Source organism: Streptomyces pactum, assembly GCF_016031615.1.
Lineage (GTDB): Bacteria > Actinomycetota > Actinomycetes > Streptomycetales > Streptomycetaceae > Streptomyces > Streptomyces pactus.
The window spans coordinates 124,357-140,724 of the sequence record NZ_JACYXC010000001.1 but is presented as its reverse complement, the minus strand read 5'-3'; the positions used below and the strand labels follow the sequence as shown (position 1 = coordinate 140,724).

Annotated in this window: 14 protein-coding genes; 7 read left to right on the top strand and 7 right to left on the bottom strand. The window is 75.9% G+C overall.

Annotation, left to right across the window (positions count from 1 at the left end; translation table 11 throughout):
• Window positions 1-384 precede the first annotated feature (384 nt).
• Window positions 385-894 (bottom strand): Lrp/AsnC family transcriptional regulator, encoded by a 510-nt coding sequence (locus IHE55_RS00585; protein WP_197987205.1) that lies wholly within the window; start codon window positions 892-894, stop codon window positions 385-387.
• Between the two features lie 227 nt (window positions 895-1,121).
• On the opposite strand from IHE55_RS00585, the gene IHE55_RS00580 reads away from it, so the two are divergent.
• Complete coding sequence (locus tag IHE55_RS00580; RefSeq protein WP_197987204.1) at window positions 1,122-2,195, top strand: EamA family transporter; 1,074 nt, start codon at window positions 1,122-1,124, stop codon at window positions 2,193-2,195.
• A 331-nt stretch (window positions 2,196-2,526) separates the two neighbouring features.
• Here the strand turns inward: IHE55_RS00580 and IHE55_RS00575 are convergent, their stop codons facing one another.
• The 3 genes from IHE55_RS00575 to IHE55_RS00565 form a co-directional block, all read right to left on the bottom strand.
• Window positions 2,527-3,264: a DJ-1/PfpI family protein gene (locus tag IHE55_RS00575; RefSeq protein WP_197987203.1), complete on the bottom strand. Its 738-nt coding sequence runs from the start codon at window positions 3,262-3,264 to the stop codon at window positions 2,527-2,529.
• A 529-nt stretch (window positions 3,265-3,793) separates the two neighbouring features.
• The gene (locus tag IHE55_RS00570) at window positions 3,794-3,967 is read right to left on the bottom strand and encodes a CsbD family protein (protein WP_197987202.1); all 174 of its coding nucleotides are present in this window, start codon (window positions 3,965-3,967) and stop codon (window positions 3,794-3,796) included.
• A 298-nt stretch (window positions 3,968-4,265) separates the two neighbouring features.
• The gene (locus tag IHE55_RS00565) at window positions 4,266-5,219 is read right to left on the bottom strand and encodes a helix-turn-helix domain-containing protein (protein ID WP_197987201.1); all 954 of its coding nucleotides are present in this window, start codon (window positions 5,217-5,219) and stop codon (window positions 4,266-4,268) included.
• Window positions 5,220-5,365: 146 nt separating this feature from the next.
• Here IHE55_RS00565 and IHE55_RS00560 point away from each other — a divergent pair, with 146 nt between their 5' ends.
• Both IHE55_RS00560 and IHE55_RS00555 read left to right on the top strand, forming a co-directional pair.
• Window positions 5,366-6,394, top strand: a complete 1,029-nt coding sequence (locus IHE55_RS00560; protein WP_197987200.1) for a saccharopine dehydrogenase family protein — start codon at window positions 5,366-5,368, stop codon at window positions 6,392-6,394.
• A 635-nt stretch (window positions 6,395-7,029) separates the two neighbouring features.
• On the top strand, window positions 7,030-8,232 hold the full coding sequence (locus IHE55_RS00555) for a hypothetical protein (RefSeq protein ID WP_197987199.1): 1,203 nt from the start codon (window positions 7,030-7,032) through the stop codon (window positions 8,230-8,232).
• A 342-nt stretch (window positions 8,233-8,574) separates the two neighbouring features.
• Here IHE55_RS00555 and IHE55_RS00550 read toward each other — a convergent pair whose 3' ends face one another.
• Complete coding sequence (locus IHE55_RS00550; RefSeq protein ID WP_197987198.1) at window positions 8,575-8,736, bottom strand: hypothetical protein; 162 nt, start codon at window positions 8,734-8,736, stop codon at window positions 8,575-8,577.
• A 433-nt stretch (window positions 8,737-9,169) separates the two neighbouring features.
• Between IHE55_RS00550 and IHE55_RS00545 the strand changes: the two genes are divergently transcribed.
• The 4 genes from IHE55_RS00545 (at window position 9,170) to IHE55_RS00530 (ending at window position 13,132) form a co-directional block, all read left to right on the top strand.
• Window positions 9,170-9,715 (top strand): hypothetical protein, encoded by a 546-nt coding sequence (locus IHE55_RS00545; protein WP_307826428.1) that lies wholly within the window; start codon window positions 9,170-9,172, stop codon window positions 9,713-9,715.
• 167 nt (window positions 9,716-9,882) lie between these two features.
• The gene (locus IHE55_RS00540; RefSeq protein WP_307826427.1) at window positions 9,883-11,178 is read left to right on the top strand and encodes a peptidoglycan-binding protein; all 1,296 of its coding nucleotides are present in this window, start codon (window positions 9,883-9,885) and stop codon (window positions 11,176-11,178) included.
• Entirely contained in the window at window positions 11,175-11,894 is a 720-nt protein-coding gene (locus IHE55_RS00535) for an ABC transporter ATP-binding protein (RefSeq protein WP_197987196.1), read from the top strand. The genes IHE55_RS00540 and IHE55_RS00535 overlap by 4 nt, the downstream gene beginning before the upstream one ends.
• Window positions 11,891-13,132 carry an ABC transporter permease gene (locus tag IHE55_RS00530; protein ID WP_307826426.1) on the top strand — a complete coding sequence of 414 codons (1,242 nt, stop codon included), beginning with the start codon at window positions 11,891-11,893 and terminating at the stop codon, window positions 13,130-13,132. The genes IHE55_RS00535 and IHE55_RS00530 overlap by 4 nt, the downstream gene beginning before the upstream one ends.
• Before the next feature lie 639 nt (window positions 13,133-13,771).
• Here IHE55_RS00530 and IHE55_RS00525 read toward each other — a convergent pair.
• Window positions 13,772-15,415: a sensor histidine kinase gene (locus tag IHE55_RS00525; RefSeq protein WP_197987195.1), complete on the bottom strand. Its 1,644-nt coding sequence runs from the start codon at window positions 15,413-15,415 to the stop codon at window positions 13,772-13,774.
• Window positions 15,412-16,104, bottom strand: coding sequence for a response regulator transcription factor (locus IHE55_RS00520; protein WP_197987194.1), 693 nt, complete (start codon window positions 16,102-16,104; stop codon window positions 15,412-15,414). The genes IHE55_RS00525 and IHE55_RS00520 overlap by 4 nt, the downstream gene beginning before the upstream one ends.
• Between the last annotated feature and the right edge of the window lie 264 nt (window positions 16,105-16,368).

Below are 16,368 nucleotides of genomic sequence, written 5' to 3'. Positions count from 1 at the left end.
CAGGCCCCGGCCGTCGGACACCCCATGACAGCCCGTCGCCCGGGAGTGCCGTATGACCGCGCGCCCGGACATCTCCGCGCGCCGTTTCATCGCCGACGGTCAAGCTGGCGCGCGGACCGGTTGCGGGATGATCCTGGCCTCGGACGGCATCGAGGTGACGTCCGAGGCCGCCGACGGGGCCGGGACCGTCGCGGCGGTGCGCCGCACGCGGCCCGGCGTCGCAGTTCTCCGGGGCGGTGACGCCGGCACGGCTCGTGGTGCCGTCGGACCACGTCGAGCCGACGGTATCCCGGGCACCGGAGAGCGGTGCCGGGAGCGGCCGCCGGCAGGCCCGGGCGGCGCCTGTCGCCGCACGCCCGGCGCCGAGTCCGCGCCGGCCCCGGGTCAGCCGCCGTTGGCTCCGGGGGCCGGCCCGTCGCCGTGCGTCCGTTCCGCGTCGCCCGCCAGCAGGGGCCGCTCGAAGATGGTGCGCAACACGATCGTGGTGCCGGTGCTCTGGATCGGCGGGATGGCGCGGATGCGGTCCAGCAGGTCCGCCAGTTCACCGGTGGACGCCACCCGCACCTTGATCAGGTAGCAGTCGTCGCCGGCCACCTGGTGCGCCTCCAGGACGCGGGGCTCGCGCCGCAGGGCCTCGTCCACCGTGCTGCGGACGTCCTCGCCCGGGCCGAAGCGCAGGGCGATGAACGCCGCGGTGGCGGCGTCGACGCTCTCCGGTGCCACCGCCGCCCGGTAGCCGGTGATGACCTGGTCCCGCTCCAGACGCTGGATCCGCTCCCGGACGGCGGGCTCGGACAGCTCCACGTCCTTGGCCAGCGCCCGCAGGGTCCGGCGCCCGTCGGTGCTCAGGGCCCGCAGCAGCGCCCGGTCGGTGTCGTCCAGTCGGCGACTCATCGAAGACAGCTCCTCCACTTCGCGGACCGTCGGCCCGGCCCGTTCCCCGGCCCGTGGTCACGGACCGCCGCGCGCCCGTGTCCGTGGACCGGGCGCACCGGCCGCGGCCGGTGCCGGCGTTCGGTCCGGTCGAACGGCTTGTCGAAGAACTCTCCCACACCTAATATGCGGAAACTATTATCGGATCTTACTTAAAAAGATGAGGTTGAGTGGCGGTGCTTCCGCGGATGAGGAAAGAACGCGTGCTGTCCTGGGCGGCCCTGGTCACCGTCTGGGTCGTCTGGGGCTCCACGTACTTCGGGATCAGCGTGGCGATCGAGACCATCCCGCCGTTCCTCATGGCCGGCTTCCGGTTCCTGGTCGCCGGACTGCTGGTGCTCGCCGTGGTGGGCCCGCGCCACGCCCGCGGCGCGCGGCGTCCGACCTGGCCGCACATCCGGTCCGCCGTCATCATCGGCGCCCTGATGCTGGTCGGCGGGAACGGCCTGGTCAGCGCCGGTGAGGAACACCTGGACTCCGGGCTGGCGGCGCTGGTCGTCGCCACCGTGCCGGTGTGGATGGTGCTGATCAACGCGCTCGTCACCCGCACCCGGATCGCGGCGACCGTGGTCGCGGCCCTGCTGCTGGGCACGGTCGGCATCGGGGTGCTGGTCGGCGGTCCCGGCGGGGAGGTGCACGCCGGAGCCGTGGCCATGGTGGTCATCGCCTCCGCGCTGTGGGCCGCCGGATCGGTGTACGCCCGCAGCGCGCCGCTGCCCTCCCACCCCATGGTGGTGACCGCCATCGAGATGATCGCCGCGGGCGTGATGCTGCTGCTCCTGGGCGTGGCGCTGGGCGAACCCGCCCGGCTGCGCCTGTCGGAGGTCTCCGCGGCCTCTCTGGCCGGGCTGGCGTGGCTGGTCTTCGCCGGTTCCATCGTGGCGTTCACCGCGTACATGTACGCCAACAGCACCCTGCCCAACGACACCGTGGCGACCTACGCCTACGTCAACCCGGTGATCGCGGTCATCCTGGGAGTGGCGCTGGGCGACGAATCCCTCGGGGCCAACGTCTACCTGGGCGGCGCGATCATCGTCGGCGCGGTGGTCCTCATCGTCACCGGCCGCTCCGCGAAACGCCGTTCGGACCGAGCGGCGCGGCCGGCCCCGACCGACCGTCCCACCGCCCCGGAGCCGCTGCCGGGCTCCACGGAGCACCGAGCCGACCCCGCACCACGGCCGGGCACCGCCGCCCCCGCCCCGGCCCCGGCCCCGGCCACCTGTACGTCCACCGCGACCCCCGAGGACACCACGACCCCCTGACACCACCACCCCTGACACCGCCACCCCCTGACACCGCCACCCCCTGACGCCGCCACCGAACGGGCGCCGGGTGCCGCCTACGGGGCCGCGACGGCTGACGGTGGGGGGCGCGGGGAGTGCCGCCGCATTGCGGCACAGGGGCCGGCCCGCGACCCCCGCGGGCCGGCCCGGTCTTTCCCGGCGCGGGCCGGCCCCCGCTCCGTGCCGCGGACGCGCGCGGCACCGCCGGCGGCCTCCGCCGGCCCCCGGGCCCCCCGGCGAACACGCGGTGGCCGTCCCCGCCCGCCCCGGCCGGGCCCTGTCCCACCGTCGCCGGAACGGGACCGGAGCACTAAGCGGTCCACACGGTGCCGCGGGCCTCGTACTCCAGCATGCCTTCCAGGCCCAGGGCGGCGTCGACGCCCAGTTCACGGCGGACCAGCCACAGGGCGAGGTCCAGTCCGGAGGTGACGCCGCCGGCGGTGACCAGGTCGCCGTCGTCGACGACCCGGGCCTGCTTCAGGACTCCGCCCTGTTCGACGAGGTCGGCCTGTGCCCGGTGGTGGGTGGTGCAGGGACGGCCGCGGGTGAGGCCGGCGGCGGACAGCAGCATCACGCCGGTGCACAGGCCGGCGATGGTCAGTCCCGGGCGCCGGGCGGCGGCCAGGGCCCGGGGCAGGGCGCCCCGGCGGATCTCGGCCCAGACGCCCGGATCCTCGCGGCGGGCGTAGCCGCCGCCGGGCACGACGAGGAGGTCCGCCTCCTCGGGCGCCCAACGGTGGTCCACGCGGAGCCGGGTGCCGAAGGTGGCGGTGACGGTACCGGGACCGTCGAGGGAGACGTAACGCACCTCGACGTCGCGCTCGGTGAAGTGGCCGGAGGCGGCGAGCACTTCGTAGGGCGCGGCGAGGTCGAGTTCCTCGACGCCCCGGAACAGCACCACGTGGGCGCGTAAGGGGTCACGGTCGCCCGACCCGGACGACGAGGCGGTACCGCTCGCCGGGGTGGCGGCCGTGGCGGCGGGCACGCCGCTCGCCAGGCCGGCGGCACCGGCGGTGGCCGCGGTGCGCAGCAGGGTACGTCGGTTCACACGGTTCTCCTGGTGTTCGTCGCCGGCGGATCGCGACGGTCGGTGGGGGAGCGGTTCGTCCACGGGCCCGGCCGTGAGACGGGAACGCGGCCAGTCTCCCGGCGGCCGCCGCACCGTGACACCGGCAGGCGTGCCCTTGTCGCGGAAGATACGGCCAGACCGGGCAGCCTCAAGTGTCGCCGGTGACGGGAAGCGGACCGGGGCGGACGTGCTCGCGGCCGGACGCCGTCACGACCGCCGTGCACCGGGGCCGGGCGATGCGGCGAGGGGCCGGGCGGCGCGGTGCCTCGCCGCGGGGCACCCGGGCTCCGTCAGTGCGCCAACTGCCGTGTCCACCAGAGATTTTCCGCGTGGGGGTGACCCGTGCGGGCCGGAAAGCCGGCCGTGTCCGCCGGTGACCGGCCGAACGGCGCCAGGTGGGGCGGGCCGGGCCGGAGGTGCGAGGTAAGGCCGTCATGATCCGGCGCGGCCCCGGGAGCGGGCACGGCCTGCGGGAGTGGGCGACGTACGGCGCCGTGCCGCGAGCCGGTCAGCGCCGACCGGTCTTCTTGAGCGACTCCTTGCCCTCGCGGGCGTTGCCCAGGGCCTCGGCGGCGCGCCCCTTCATCACCAGCTTGGTGCTGCCGGTGACCCGTCCGGCTGCCTGGGCGGCCTTGCCGACGGCCTGTTCCACCTTGGCCCGCGCCTTCTCACCGGCGGCCATGCTGTTCACCTTCCTCGGTTCGGGTACGACGTCCTGCTGGGCGCATGACCCCGCACGGCGCGGACAAACCCCGGGCCGGTCGCGCGCCGGAGGGCCGGCGGGCCCCGCCGCGGCACATCGCACGCCCGATTCGTGGGTCCACGGTGGTCCTCCGGCTCCGGTTCCTCCGCCGGCCGGCGGGCCGGCGTGGCGCCGGGTCGCGGGCGAAGGCGCCGCGGTGCCGGGGTGTCGTGACGGGGCCGGCGGACCGTGGCGCCGCCGCCGAGCCGGCGGCCGCGCGTCCCCGGCCGGGCCGGTGTCACGGGCCGGAGTGGGGCCGGGAACGGAACGTCCGGCGGTAGGTGTCCGGAGGAACGCCCACAGCCCGGGCGAAGTGGCGGCGCAGGGTGGTGGCGGTGCCCATGCCGGTGGCCGCGGCGATGGTGTCGACCGTGCTGTCGGTGGTCTCCAGCAGTTCCTGGGCGTGGCGGATGCGCTGGGTGTGGAGCCACTGCAGCGGGGTGGTGCCGGTGACCTGCCTGAACTGACGGCTGAGGTGGCGTGAGCTCATCCGTGCCCGGCGGGCCAGGCTCTCCACGGTGAGCGGCTCGTCCAGCCGCTCCAGCACCCAGGGGAGGAGGTCGGCGAGCGGGTGGTTGCCCGGCTCGGGGACGGGGGTGGCGATGAACTGGGCCTGGCCGCCGTCCCGGTGGGGCGGTACGACCAGGCGCCGGGCGATCTTGTTGGCGTTCGAGGAGCCGTGATCGAGGCGGACCAGGTGCAGGCACAGGTCCATGGCGGCGGCCTTGCCGGCGGAGGTGAGCACGCTGCCGTTGTCCACGTAGAGGACGTCCGGGTCCACCGTGACCTCCGGGTGGCGCCGGGCCAGCTCCCGGGTGTGCGCCCAGTGCGTGGTGGCCCGCTTGCCGTCGAGGAGGCCGGCTGCGGCCAGGACGAAGGCGCCCGTGCACAGTGAGGCCACCCGCGCGCCGGCCCGGTGGGCGGCCCGTACCGCCTCCAGCAGCTCGGCCGGCGGGTCCCGGTCGGTGTCGGCCCAGCCCGGGACGATCACGGTGTCGGCGCGGGCCAGGTGGTCGAGTCCGTGGTCGGGTTCGAGGGTGAAGCGGTCCACCCGGACGGCTTTCGGCCCGCACAGCCGGAAGCGGTACCAGGGATCGACGAGGTGGGACAGGTCGGAGCCGAAGACCTCGATCGCCAGGGAGAGCTCGAAGTGCAGCATGCCGTCGGTGACGGCCAGTGCGACGGTGGGCATGTCCGGAAGTGTATGGGTCGTGTCGTTGCGGACACTGGGCCGGAGGTGTCGTACCGCGGCAGGCTCTCCATGACGGAACGCGGCAGGGCCAACAGGGGTCTCGCGTCGTTCATCCGGCTACGGCCGAGTGCGGAAGGAACGGGATCATGGGAGCGGGGCAGCAGGTGGCGGTGTTCGGCGCGTACGGACACACCGGGCGGTTCGTCGTGGCGGAGCTGGTGGCGCGCGGGTTCGTCCCGGTCCGGGTCGGCCGCGACGCCGGCAGGCTGACGGCGTCGGCCGACCGGAGCGGACCGGAGGCCCGGGTGGCGACGGTCGATGACCCGGACTCGCTCGACCGTGCGCTGGCCGGCACCGCGGCCGTGATCAACTGCGCCGGGCCGTTCGCCTCGACGGCCGCACCCGTGATCGAGGCGGCCCTGCGCGCCGGGATCCCCTACCTGGACGTGGCGGCCGAACTCGAAGCCAACCTCGACACCTTCGCGCACTTCGCCGACCGGGCGCGGGAGGCGAGCGCGGTGATCGTCCCGGCGATGGCGTTCTTCGGCGGACTGGGCGACCTGCTGACCACCGCGGCCATGGGGGACTGGACCCGGGCCGACGAGGCGCACATCGCCTACGGCCTGAGCAGCTGGCACCCCACCGCCGGGACGCGGCGCTCCGGCGCGGTCTCGCGGCAGCGGCGCGGCGAGCGGCGCATGCGCTTCACCGGCGGGCGGTGGGAGTACCGCACCGACGCCCCGCCGGTGCGGGAGTGGAGCTTCCCCGCGCCGGTGGGCCCGCGGCCGGTGGTCGCGGAGTTCACGATGGCCGACGTGGTGACCGTGCCCAGCCACCTCGCCATCCCGGACGTGACCACCTACATGACGGTGGAGGCCGTCCGTGACGTCGCGGCCCCGGACACGCCGGCCCCGTCCGCGGCCGACGACAGCGGACGGTCCGACCAGACCTTCCTGATCGACGCCGTCGTCCGGTCGGGCGGCGCCGAGCGCCGCGCGGTGGCCCGCGGCCGGGACATCTACGCGGTCACGGCCCCCCTCGTGGTGGAGGCACTCGACCGCGTCCTCACCGGCCGCACCCTCGCCACCGGCGTCACCGCCGCGGGCGCGATCTTCGATGCCCCCGACTTCCTGCGCGCCCTGTCCCCTCACATCACGCTGGAACTGCTCCCGTAACCCCGGGTCCGCGGCCGGCTTCCCGCGGCGGCCCGGTGCGAGCGCCCCTCCCGCGCCGCGACCGTACGCGGCCGGCCCCGCGTGACCCGGCTCCCCGCGCCCCCGAAGAGGGCAACGATGTCCACCCGGTTCTGATTGGCGCTGCCCGGACCGGTTCCGACCGGCGACGGGGACGATGACCGCGGCCCGGCCCGCCGTAGACCCGTCACGGCCACCAGGGGGGTGCGCGGGGTCACCGCGCCCCCGCACTCCGCCGGTCCGGGACCACCGTGGAGGTGCCCGGCCTCCCGCGGCGGACGGGCACCGTGACCCCACCGCCCCCACCGGCGGCCTCTCCTCGGCCGCGGTGGCCGGAGGCGGACGTGCGGCGGGGAGAACGGGGACCCGAACGCCACAGATGGACGTCAAATGCTTAACTTTGGTCGATTTCCTGCCGGTTGTGCTCTCATTCGGTACGAGATGCGGAACCGCTCAGGAAAAAGCAGAACGGAGGCGCGGGGAGAGGGATCTCCCCGGCCATCCGTGAGCACAAGCACCCCATGGAGTCCTGCGCGAACTCGGAACCCGGTGGTGCGCGGCGCGCCCCGCGCACCGGTGCACGGCCCGGGCCCACGTGCCCGCGGCCTCCCGCGGCTGTGCGGCACCGGCGGCTGCGCCTGGTGTGCGGCTCGGTGCTGACCGGCCTGGCGATCCTGCTGGCGCCGCTCGCGGTCGTGGCCGTCTGGGTGGACTCCGTCATCACCGACACCGACCGGTACGTGGCGACCGTCGCCCCGATCCCCAGGGACCCGGTGGTCCGGCAGGAACTGACCGTCCGCCTGACCGAGTGGATCACCGAGGGTGCCGGCAACGAGGAGGTCACCTCGGCGCTCGCCACCACCCTCCGGCGCAACGGCGCACCGCCGTCGGTGGTCGAGCAGGCCAGGGCCCTGTCCGACCAGGACCAGGCCCGTATCGCCGAGGTGGTCCGCGGCGTGGTCGAACGGGCCGTGACCACCGAGGGGTTCGCCGGGGTGTGGGAGGACGCCAACCGGCGTGCCCACACCGCGGTCGTCCAGGCGCTCACCGGCGAGGGCGGCAGCGCGGTCGCGATCCGGGACGGCACCGTCACCCTCGACGTCGGCACCCTCCTCGACGCGGCGCGGAAGGAACTGGCCGACGCGGGATTCGACGTCCCGCCCACCACCGGCCTCGACCGGTCGATCGTGCTGGTGGAGGCCGACCGGCTCGACGCCGCCCAGCGCCTCACGCGTCTGCTGGACGACGTGGGCGGCCGGCTGCCCGTCCTGGTCGCCGCCCTGGCCGCCCTCGCCGTCTGGACCACACCCGCGCGCCGGCGCACGCTGACCGTCCTGGGCACGGGCGTGGCGCTCATGATGGCGTCGCTCCTGGTCGCCCTCGACCGGCTCCGCAGCGCCTACCTGGACTCCGTCCCGGCGGAATCCCGGACGCGGCGGGCGGCGGCCGTCTTCCACGACAGCCTCTTCCACCCCCTCCAGGACACCACCCGCACCACCCTGCTCGCCGCCACGGCCCTCGTGGCCGTCTGCTGCCTGCGGGCAGCGGTGGCGCGCCGGTCGCGGACACCGCGCCGTCCCTCCGCCCGGGGTGCCGCGCCCGTGAGCCGGACGCGTCCACCGGTGGCCCGGGCGTCGTCCGGCCCGGCAGCCGTCGCCGTGGCGGTGGCCGCGGTGGTCCTGACGGGCCTTCTCGCCCTCACCAGGACGGCCCCGGGCCCGGGAACCGCGCCGCCCGGCACCCGGCTCGCAGGACATGCCCAGGGCGAGGTGCAGCGGCCCGGTGACGGTCCTCCCGTTCGCCCCCCGAGCCGCAGATGACACCGGCCGCGACCGGCGCCACCCGCCCGAGGCACGGAGGCGCCGGCGGGGCCGGGACCGGCTCGGGGCCCGCCTGCGAACCCGGCGCCGTGCAGGTGCAGCACGGACCCGGCCCCGGCATCTGACACGCGCCGGACCGCCCACGCCCCGCGGGACCCGGGCCGCCCCGGCCGCGGCCCGGCCCGGAAGGAACCCGGCGCCCCGCTCCGCCCGTCCGCAGCACCTCCGCTCCCGGCCCGCCCGGGCGGGAGCGCATCGAACCGGGGGACGCCGTGGACGGTGCGTACCGTGCCGACGGTCACGCGGCCGCGACAGGCGAGCCGTTCCGGGCGGCGCGCATCGTCAGTCGTCGGAGCGTGGCCGCCGGCGTCTACGCACCTGGGCGGTGATCCACACCGCCAGTCCGACGAAGGTGAGGACCACGGCCCCTCCGACGGCGGTGGGCACCGCGGCCAGGATGAGGAAGGCCAGCATCAGTTCCGGCCACGTCGGCTCCTCCGGCATCGCGTCTCCTTCGTCCACTCACGCCAGGTGGTAGCCGGGCGGGTTCCGTTCCGGCTGCGGGTCCGGACCGGTGGCCCACCGCTCGCGGCTGCCGGTGCCCCGCCGGTGAGGGACGCCACCGGGTTTCCGCCGGTTCCCGCGTCGGACCACGCCCGCCCTGCCCCGGCCTTGGGCCTGTGCGTGCCGGCGGCCGGGACGGTGCACGCCGGGCCGCGCGCCGCCGGCCGGAGGTGTTCCACGGAGGTCCGGTGCGGATCCGTCGGTGGGCCGTGTGCTGCCGGCGCCCGGGTTCTTGAAGGGTTCTTCATCGGTTCTTCATGACGGCCGCCCTACGTTCCTGGGTGTCCGGTCACGGCAGTGACCGGGCGCGACAGCCACGAATGTTTGAGGGGTCATGAGGATGAGTGTGGGCCGGCGTGGTCCGGCGGGCCGTGTGTTGCTGGCCGGAGTGGTCTGGGCGGCCGCGCTGACGCTGTCCGGATGCGGTGGCGGCGGGGAGACGCAAGGGGTGGCGTCCGCCAGGGACGGTGGTGCGCCGAAGGGCGGGTCGGCCGATCGCGGTGAACTCGCCGAGTACATCGAGGGGCGGCGCGCGTGGGTCGCGTGCCTGCGGAAGGAGGGCGTCGAAGCGCCCGATCCCGACGCCAAGGGCCGGGTGGACCTGGGCGATGCCAGGCTGGTGAAGTCCGATCCCAAGACCAGGCGGGCCCTGGAGAAGTGTGCGGATCTGGCCCCGCCCGTCCCCGAGAGCCTGGAGAAGTTGCTTCAGCCCGAGCTCACGGCCCGGGAGAAGGAGACGAACAAGCGGTTCTCGAAGTGTATGCAGGACAACGGCGCCCCCGACTTCCCCGACGTCGCCGAGGACGGCAGGATCGAGGACGTCGTCTGGGACCAGACGTCGGCCGGGGCCAAGCGCGCCACCCGGCACTGCAACCCCATCATCGGCCTCCCCGCCGACCCCGGGCCGGGCAAGGGATGAGCAGAAGCACCGGGGGACCGGGCGACGAGGAGACGGCGCGGCCGACCGCTGACACGGCCGACGCGGTGAGCACGACCGACGCGCGGACCGACCCGGCCGGCGCACCGGCGGGCACGGCCGGCGCACAGGGGGGAACGGCCGCCGGCCGGTGGCGGAGGCGCGGGCCGTTGATCGCCGGTGCCGTGGTGGTGGTGGCCACCGCGGTCGGGGTGGCGGGGGCCCTGGGCCTGGGCGGGGACGAGGCGGACTCCGACGGCGCGGGCGGCAGGAGCAGCGGGACGACGCGGGTCACCCGTGGCACGCTGACCGACGAGACGAAGATCGACGGCAATCTGGGACACGGCCCCCAGGTCCCCGTCCCGGTCCGGGCGGAGGGCACGGTGACCTGGCTGCCCCAGCCGGGCGACACGGTGCGGCGCGGCCAGACGCTGCTGCGCGTCGACGACCGGCCCGTGGTGCTGTTCTACGGCAGCCTGCCGATGTACCGGGGGCTGGCCGTGGACGGTGCCCGGCCCGCCGACGGCTCCGGCGACGGTGGCACGGACGCCCGGGGCGCGGGTGACGGCGGCGCCCGGGGTGACGCCGGCGGACCCGGTGCCGACGGCGGCACAACCGGAGGGCCCGGCGACGGCCGGTCCGACGGGCCGGGTTCCGGCGGCGGCACGGCCGGAGGAACCGGGCCCGGCAACGGCCCGGCCGGTGGGGCCGGACCGCTGCGCGGCATGGACGTCAAGCAGTTCGAGACGAACCTGGCGGCCCTGGGCTACGGCGGCTTCACCGTGGACGACACCTACTCGTCCCTCACCGCGGACGCGGTCGAGCGGTGGCAGCAGGACCTGGGTCTGCCGCCGACCGGCACGGTCGGCATCCGGGACGTGGTCTACGCCCCCGGCCCGGTGCGGATCGCGGGCACCACCGTACGGGTCGGCGCCGAGGCCGGCGGCGAGCCGCTCACCTACACCAGCACCTCCAGGATGGTGGTGGTGGACGCGCCGGCCGCGGACATGGGCTGGGCGAAACGCGGCACCGAGGTCACGGTCGACCTGCCTGACGGCCGTTCGGTGAAGGGAAGGGTCTCCCGCATCGGTACGGAGGCCGCGCCGGCGCGCGGAGACGCTCCGGAGGGAGCCGGGGCCACCGACGGCGGTGCGGCCGAGAACGCCACCGTGCAGGTCGTCGTCACCTTCGCCGACCAGGAGGCCCTCGGCCGGTTGGAGGGCGGGCCGGTCACCGTTCGGTACGTCAGCCGGGAACGGAGGAACGTGCTCACGGTGCCGGTCGCGGCGCTGGTGGCTCTCGCCGAGGGCGGCCACGGTCTGGAACTCGCCGACGGTGCCGGTGACGCCGGTACCGGCGGGCCGGGCCGCTTCGTCCCGGTGGAGACCGGCCTGTTCGCGGACGGCAGGGTAGAGGTGAGCGGACCTGGGGTCCGCGAAGGCATGAAGGTGAGGATCCCGCGGTGAGTGATGTCGCCGTGTTCGAAGGGGTCGGCAAGACCTACCCCGGCGGTGTGGCGGCCGTCCGCGAGGTGGACCTGCGGATCGGCTACGGCGAGCTGGTCGCCGTGGTCGGCCCGTCCGGCTCCGGCAAGTCGAGCATGCTGCACCTGATGGGGACGCTGGACCGGCCCTCGGCCGGCCGGGTCACCATCGACGGCCACGCGGTCGCCGAGCTCAGCGACCGCGAGGTCTCCGCACTGCGCGCCCAGCGCATCGGTTTCGTCTTCCAGCAGTTCCACCTCGCGGTGGGCACACCGGTTCTGGACACCGTGGCGGACGGGGCGGTCTACGCGGGCGTGCCGCTGCGGGAGCGTCGTCGCCGGGCCGCGGCGGCACTGGAGCGGGTCGGGCTCGCCCGGCGGACCCATCACCTCCCGCATCAGCTGTCCGGTGGCGAACGGCAGCGGGTGGCGATCGCGCGCGCGGTGATCGGTGAGCCGGTCCTGCTGCTCGCCGACGAGCCCACCGGCAACCTGGACTCGGCCGCCGGGGCGGCGGTGCTCGCGCTCCTGAGGGAACTGCACGCGGCCGGTACCACGGTGGTGGTCATCACCCACGACCGCGCGATGGCGGCGACGTTCGACCGCCGGGTCGAGATGCGTGACGGCCGCATCGTCGCCGACAGCGGCCCCGCACCCCGCCCGCCGCACCCGGTGGCGGCCGCGGGGAGCGACCGGTGAGGCGCACCCCGGGGAACCGCCCCGGGAAGCGCCGTGGCCGGGCGCCCGGGCGGCTGCGCCCCGCCCGGCTGCGCCCGGCCGACGTGATCCGCCTGGGCAGCACCGGTCTGCGCACCCGCCCGCTGCGGGTGTTCCTCTCCGCACTGGGCATCGCGATCGGCGTCGCCGCGATGGTCGCCGTCGTCGGCATCTCCGCCTCCGGCCGGTCCGAGGTGGACCGCAAGCTCGACGAACTGGGGACCAATGTGCTGCGGGCCGCCCCCGAGGAGTCCGCCGACGGCGCGTCGGCCCGGTTGCCCAAGGAAGCGGTGACCTCGATCCGGCGCATCGGCCCGGTCCGGCAGGCCGCGGCGACCGGGGCGGTGGACAGCGCCAAGGTCTACCGCAACGAACACATACCGATCGGCCGCACCAGCAGCGTGGAGGTCCTCGCCGCGGGACACGGACTGCTCCCCGCGGTGGGCGGCCGGGTCCGTACCGGCCGGTGGCTCGGCACGGCCACCGAGGAGTACCCGACGGTGGTCCTGGGCGCGGAGGCGGCAAGGCGGCTGGACGTCCACACCCCGGGCATCCGGCTGCGGCTGGGGGACACCTGGTTCTCCCTGGTCGGCGTGCTGGAGCCGGCGCCGCTGGCCCCGGAACTCGACAACGCGGCGCTGGTCGGCTGGTCCGCGGCCCGAGCGTACCTGGCCTTCGACGGGCATCCGTCGACCCTCTACGTCCGGGCGGAGGACAGCCAGGTCAAGGCCGTGCGGGGGGTGCTGGCGGCGACGGTCCACCCGGAGAAGCCGTCCGCCGTGGTGGTGTCCCGGCCCTCGGACGCCCTCGCCGCGCGGGAGGCCGCCGAGTCCGCGCTGACCGGACTGCTGCTCGGTCTGGGCGGTGTCGCACTGATCGTGGGCGGCGTCGGCGTGGGCAACACCATGGTCATCTCGGTGCTCGAACGCCGGCCGGAGATCGGCCTGCGCCGGGCCCTGGGCGCCACCAGTGGGCAGATCCGCGGGCAGTTCGTCACCGAGGCGCTGCTGCTCTCCGCGCTCGGCGGCCTCGGCGGCACCGTGCTGGGCACCGGTATCACCGGTGCCTACGCGACGGCGCGGGGCTGGCCCACCCAGGTACCGGTGTGGGCCACCGCGGCCGGGGTGGGCGTGACCCTCCTCATCGGCGCGCTCGCCGGACTCTACCCGGCGGTCCGGGCCGGACGGATGGCCCCGGCCGAGGCGCTCGCCGGCCCCTGACGGACGGCCACCGGTGCGGCCGGACCGACGGGCAGGCCGCCGAACGGCCCATGAGGGGTCCGCACGGGGTGGGGCCCGGGCCGGGGATGCTCGCCGGCTGCCGGGCCGGCACAGGCCACCGGTGCGGCCGGGCCGACGGGCGGCACCGGCCGGTGACATGAGGATCCGCCCGGGCGCCGGGCTCCCGCCGAGGTGCCCGCCGGTTCCCGGCCGCACCGGCCTTCACCGGTGCGGTCGGGCCGACGGTGCGGCCGGCGGACGGGGCACCCGGCCGGGCCGCGCCGGGATCCGGTGGGCACCCGATCCTTGCCCCCCTGCCGGGCCGCCGGTGCGGTACGGGGCCATGGGCCCCCGTCGGACCGGACGTGCCGGGAACGGGCGGGAGGCCGGCCCCGGCCGGGCCGCCGGTGTGCCGCATCGCGGGCGTGCGCCGGGCGCGGGGGTGCACCGGCTGCGGGCCCGGCCCCGGGTGCGTCGGGCCACCGGACCGGTCGGGCGCCCACCGACCCGGCCCACGCCGGGGCGCCGGCCGGGGTCAGGGGCGCCCGGTCCGGCCCGGGACGGGGAACGCGCAAGGGCGGGTGTCGGCCCCGGCCCGGCCCCGGCCCCGGCCCGGCCGGGGCAGGGCCGGGCGGCGCGTCAGCCGGAACCCCCCGCGGTCAGCACGATGGTGAAGGTCGTGCCGGCTCCCACGGTGCTCTCCACGTCGATGGTGCCCCGGTGGTCGAGGATGATCTGGCGGGCGATGGACAGTCCGAGACCGCTGCCGCCGGTGGCCCGTCCCCGTGCCGCGTCGGCCCGCCAGAACCGGTCGAACAGGTGCGGCAGGTCCTCGGCCGGTATGCCGGTGCCGGTGTCCCGTACCTGAACGATGACCAGCTCCCCGTGCGGCACCAGGGCCAGGGTCACGGTGCCGCCGGCGGCCGTCGCCCGCAGCGCGTTGGAGACCAGGTTCCCGATCGCCTGGCGGAGCCGGTCGGGATCGGCTCGTACCGAGGCCGGTTCCGGCGCCGCCACCAGCAGTGCGACCCCGGCCGCCTCCGCCTGGGGACGGTGCGCGGTGCGGCAGGTCTCCAGCAGCTCACGGACATCGACGTCGGTGCGGTGGTAGGTCAGCGCGCCGGCCTCGGCCAGTGCCAGGTCCTGCAGGTCGTCGATGATCCGCTGCTGGAGCATCGTCTCCTCGTACAGGGAGTCCAGCAGCTCGGCGTCCGGCTCCACCACACCGTCGCGCAGCGCCTCCAGATAGCCGCGGAGGTTCGCCAGCGGCGTCCGCAGCTCGTGGGCGATGTCGCTCACCAGCCGGCGCTGGCGCTCCTCTGCGGCCTGCAGGGACCCGGCCATCCGGTTGAAGGCCCGGCCGAGCACGGCGATCTCGTCCCGGCCCGCGACCGGAACCCGGCGCTCCAGGTCCCCTTCCCCCAGACCGCGGGCGGCCCCGGTCAGCGCGCGGACCGGGCGCAGCACCGTCCGGCTCAGCAGCAGGGCACCGGCGATCACCACGGCGGCCACGCCCACCGCGACGGCCACCGTCGGAGCGGCCGACAGCCCGGCCGGGGTCTCGTCCAGGGCACCGATGTGGACCTGGAGCCGGGGCGGGGCGGCCCGCGCGGCCCGCTGCTGGAACACGCGTTCCAGGCACGCCCGGGACCAGGGCCGTGGACCGGAGCCGCACCGGTCCACGGCGGCGCTGTCCTCCTGGGCCGCCCGCCCGGCCCATTCGGGGCGGGCGCACGACGCCGCGGCGGCCGGACCGTGTCCGGCCGGGGAGGTGACCCGCGGGACGCCCAGTTCGTCGGTACGGACCCGCACCTGGGCCCCCGCCCTGGTCAGGCACGCCGCGTACGCCGCTTCCCGGCGGTGGGTCCCCAGGGCGACGACCGTGTGCTTGGCCCCGCGCCTGCCGACCGCCTCGGCCGGCAGGCGCAGACCCGGTCGCGGGTCGACCACGACCGGGGGCCGGGTGCCGGCCTTCCGCGGGGTGCGGCCGGCCAGCGCGTCGGAGTCGGCCAGCAGCACGTCCTCGTCCACGGTGACGACCCGGACCCGCTGCCCGGTGGCCCCGGCCAGCTCGGCCACGGTGCCGGAGACCCCGTCCCAGGTGCCGTGCGTGAGCCCGTACGCGCGCAGCTCCTCGGTGATCCGGGACACCTCCTGCTGCCCGACGGCAACCGACTCACGCGCCTGCTGGGTGACCTGACGGAGCGTCAGCCACGCGGTGGCCGCCGTCGCGGCGACCGCGACGAACAGCACCAGCACCAGCACCCGCAGCCGGAAGCTCATCGCCCGCCGTCCATCAGTCGGTAGCCCCTGCCGTACACCGTCTCCACACAGCGGACGCTGCCGGGAACGCGCTCCAGCTTGCGCCGCAGGTTCATCACGTGCGCGTCCACGGTGCGCTCCAGGACATCCCGATCGAACCCGAACACCCGGTCGATGATCTGGGCCCGGGTGAACACCCGCCCCGGCTCTCCGGCGAGCACCGCCAGGATGCCGAACTCCTTGACGGTCAACGGCACCGGCACTCCCGCCACGGTGACCTCGAAACGAGCGGTGTCGATCTCCAGGCCCCCGACCCGGAACACCTCCGGCGCGGGCGCCCCGGCCCCCTGGGCCCGGCGCAGCAGCGCCCGTACCCGCGCGGTCAGCTCCCGCGGACTGTACGGCTTGGTCATGTAGTCGTCGGCACCCAGGTCCAGCCCGAACAGCAGGTCCTCCTCCGTGCTGCGCGCGGTCAGCAGCAGGATCGGTACCCGGGACTCGGCACGCAGCACACGGCACACGTCCAGCCCGTCGACGTGGGGGAGCATCACGTCGAGCACGATCAGGTCCGGCCGCGACGCCCTGGCCTGATCGATCGCGGTCCGGCCGTCCCCGACCGTCCGGACCGCGTGCCCTTCGCGTTCCAGATATATCCGTATCAGCCGCGCCTGTTTGACGTCGTCCTCGACGACCAGTATCCGCGCGCTCAACCAGACCCCTCGTGACCGTCCCCGTGTCGCGGGAACCCGCCCCGCGGCCCTCAGCGTAGATCACCACGGCGCCCCCGCACCCGGCCCGGCGGGAGGCCCGGCGCGGTCCGCCGGTCCGAAGGGGCGGCGGCAGGGCTTGTGCCGTCCGGGACGGTGCCGCCGCTCGCGCCCGGCCCGCGGAAGACGGGTGCCGCCGGGCCGGGCGGCCCTCCGCCGCGCCGGCACCGCCGCCGGTGCGGACCCGCGCCGGCGGGGTCCGGTGCC

What these genes read in the sequence shown, in the direction of transcription:
- IHE55_RS00580 (WP_197987204.1), top strand. Translation starts at nt 1,122, where the DNA reads ATGAGGAAAGAACGCGTGCTGTCCTGGGCGGCCCTGGTCACCGTCTGG.
- IHE55_RS00550 (WP_197987198.1), bottom strand. Translation starts at nt 8,736, where the DNA reads ATGCCGGAGGAGCCGACGTGGCCGGAACTGATGCTGGCCTTCCTCATC.
- IHE55_RS00570 (WP_197987202.1), bottom strand. Translation starts at nt 3,967, where the DNA reads ATGGCCGCCGGTGAGAAGGCGCGGGCCAAGGTGGAACAGGCCGTCGGC.
- IHE55_RS00560 (WP_197987200.1), top strand. Translation starts at nt 5,366, where the DNA reads ATGGGAGCGGGGCAGCAGGTGGCGGTGTTCGGCGCGTACGGACACACC.
- IHE55_RS00585 (WP_197987205.1), bottom strand. Translation starts at nt 894, where the DNA reads ATGAGTCGCCGACTGGACGACACCGACCGGGCGCTGCTGCGGGCCCTG.
- IHE55_RS00565 (WP_197987201.1), bottom strand. Translation starts at nt 5,219, where the DNA reads ATGCCCACCGTCGCACTGGCCGTCACCGACGGCATGCTGCACTTCGAG.
- IHE55_RS00525 (WP_197987195.1), bottom strand. Translation starts at nt 15,415, where the DNA reads ATGAGCTTCCGGCTGCGGGTGCTGGTGCTGGTGCTGTTCGTCGCGGTC.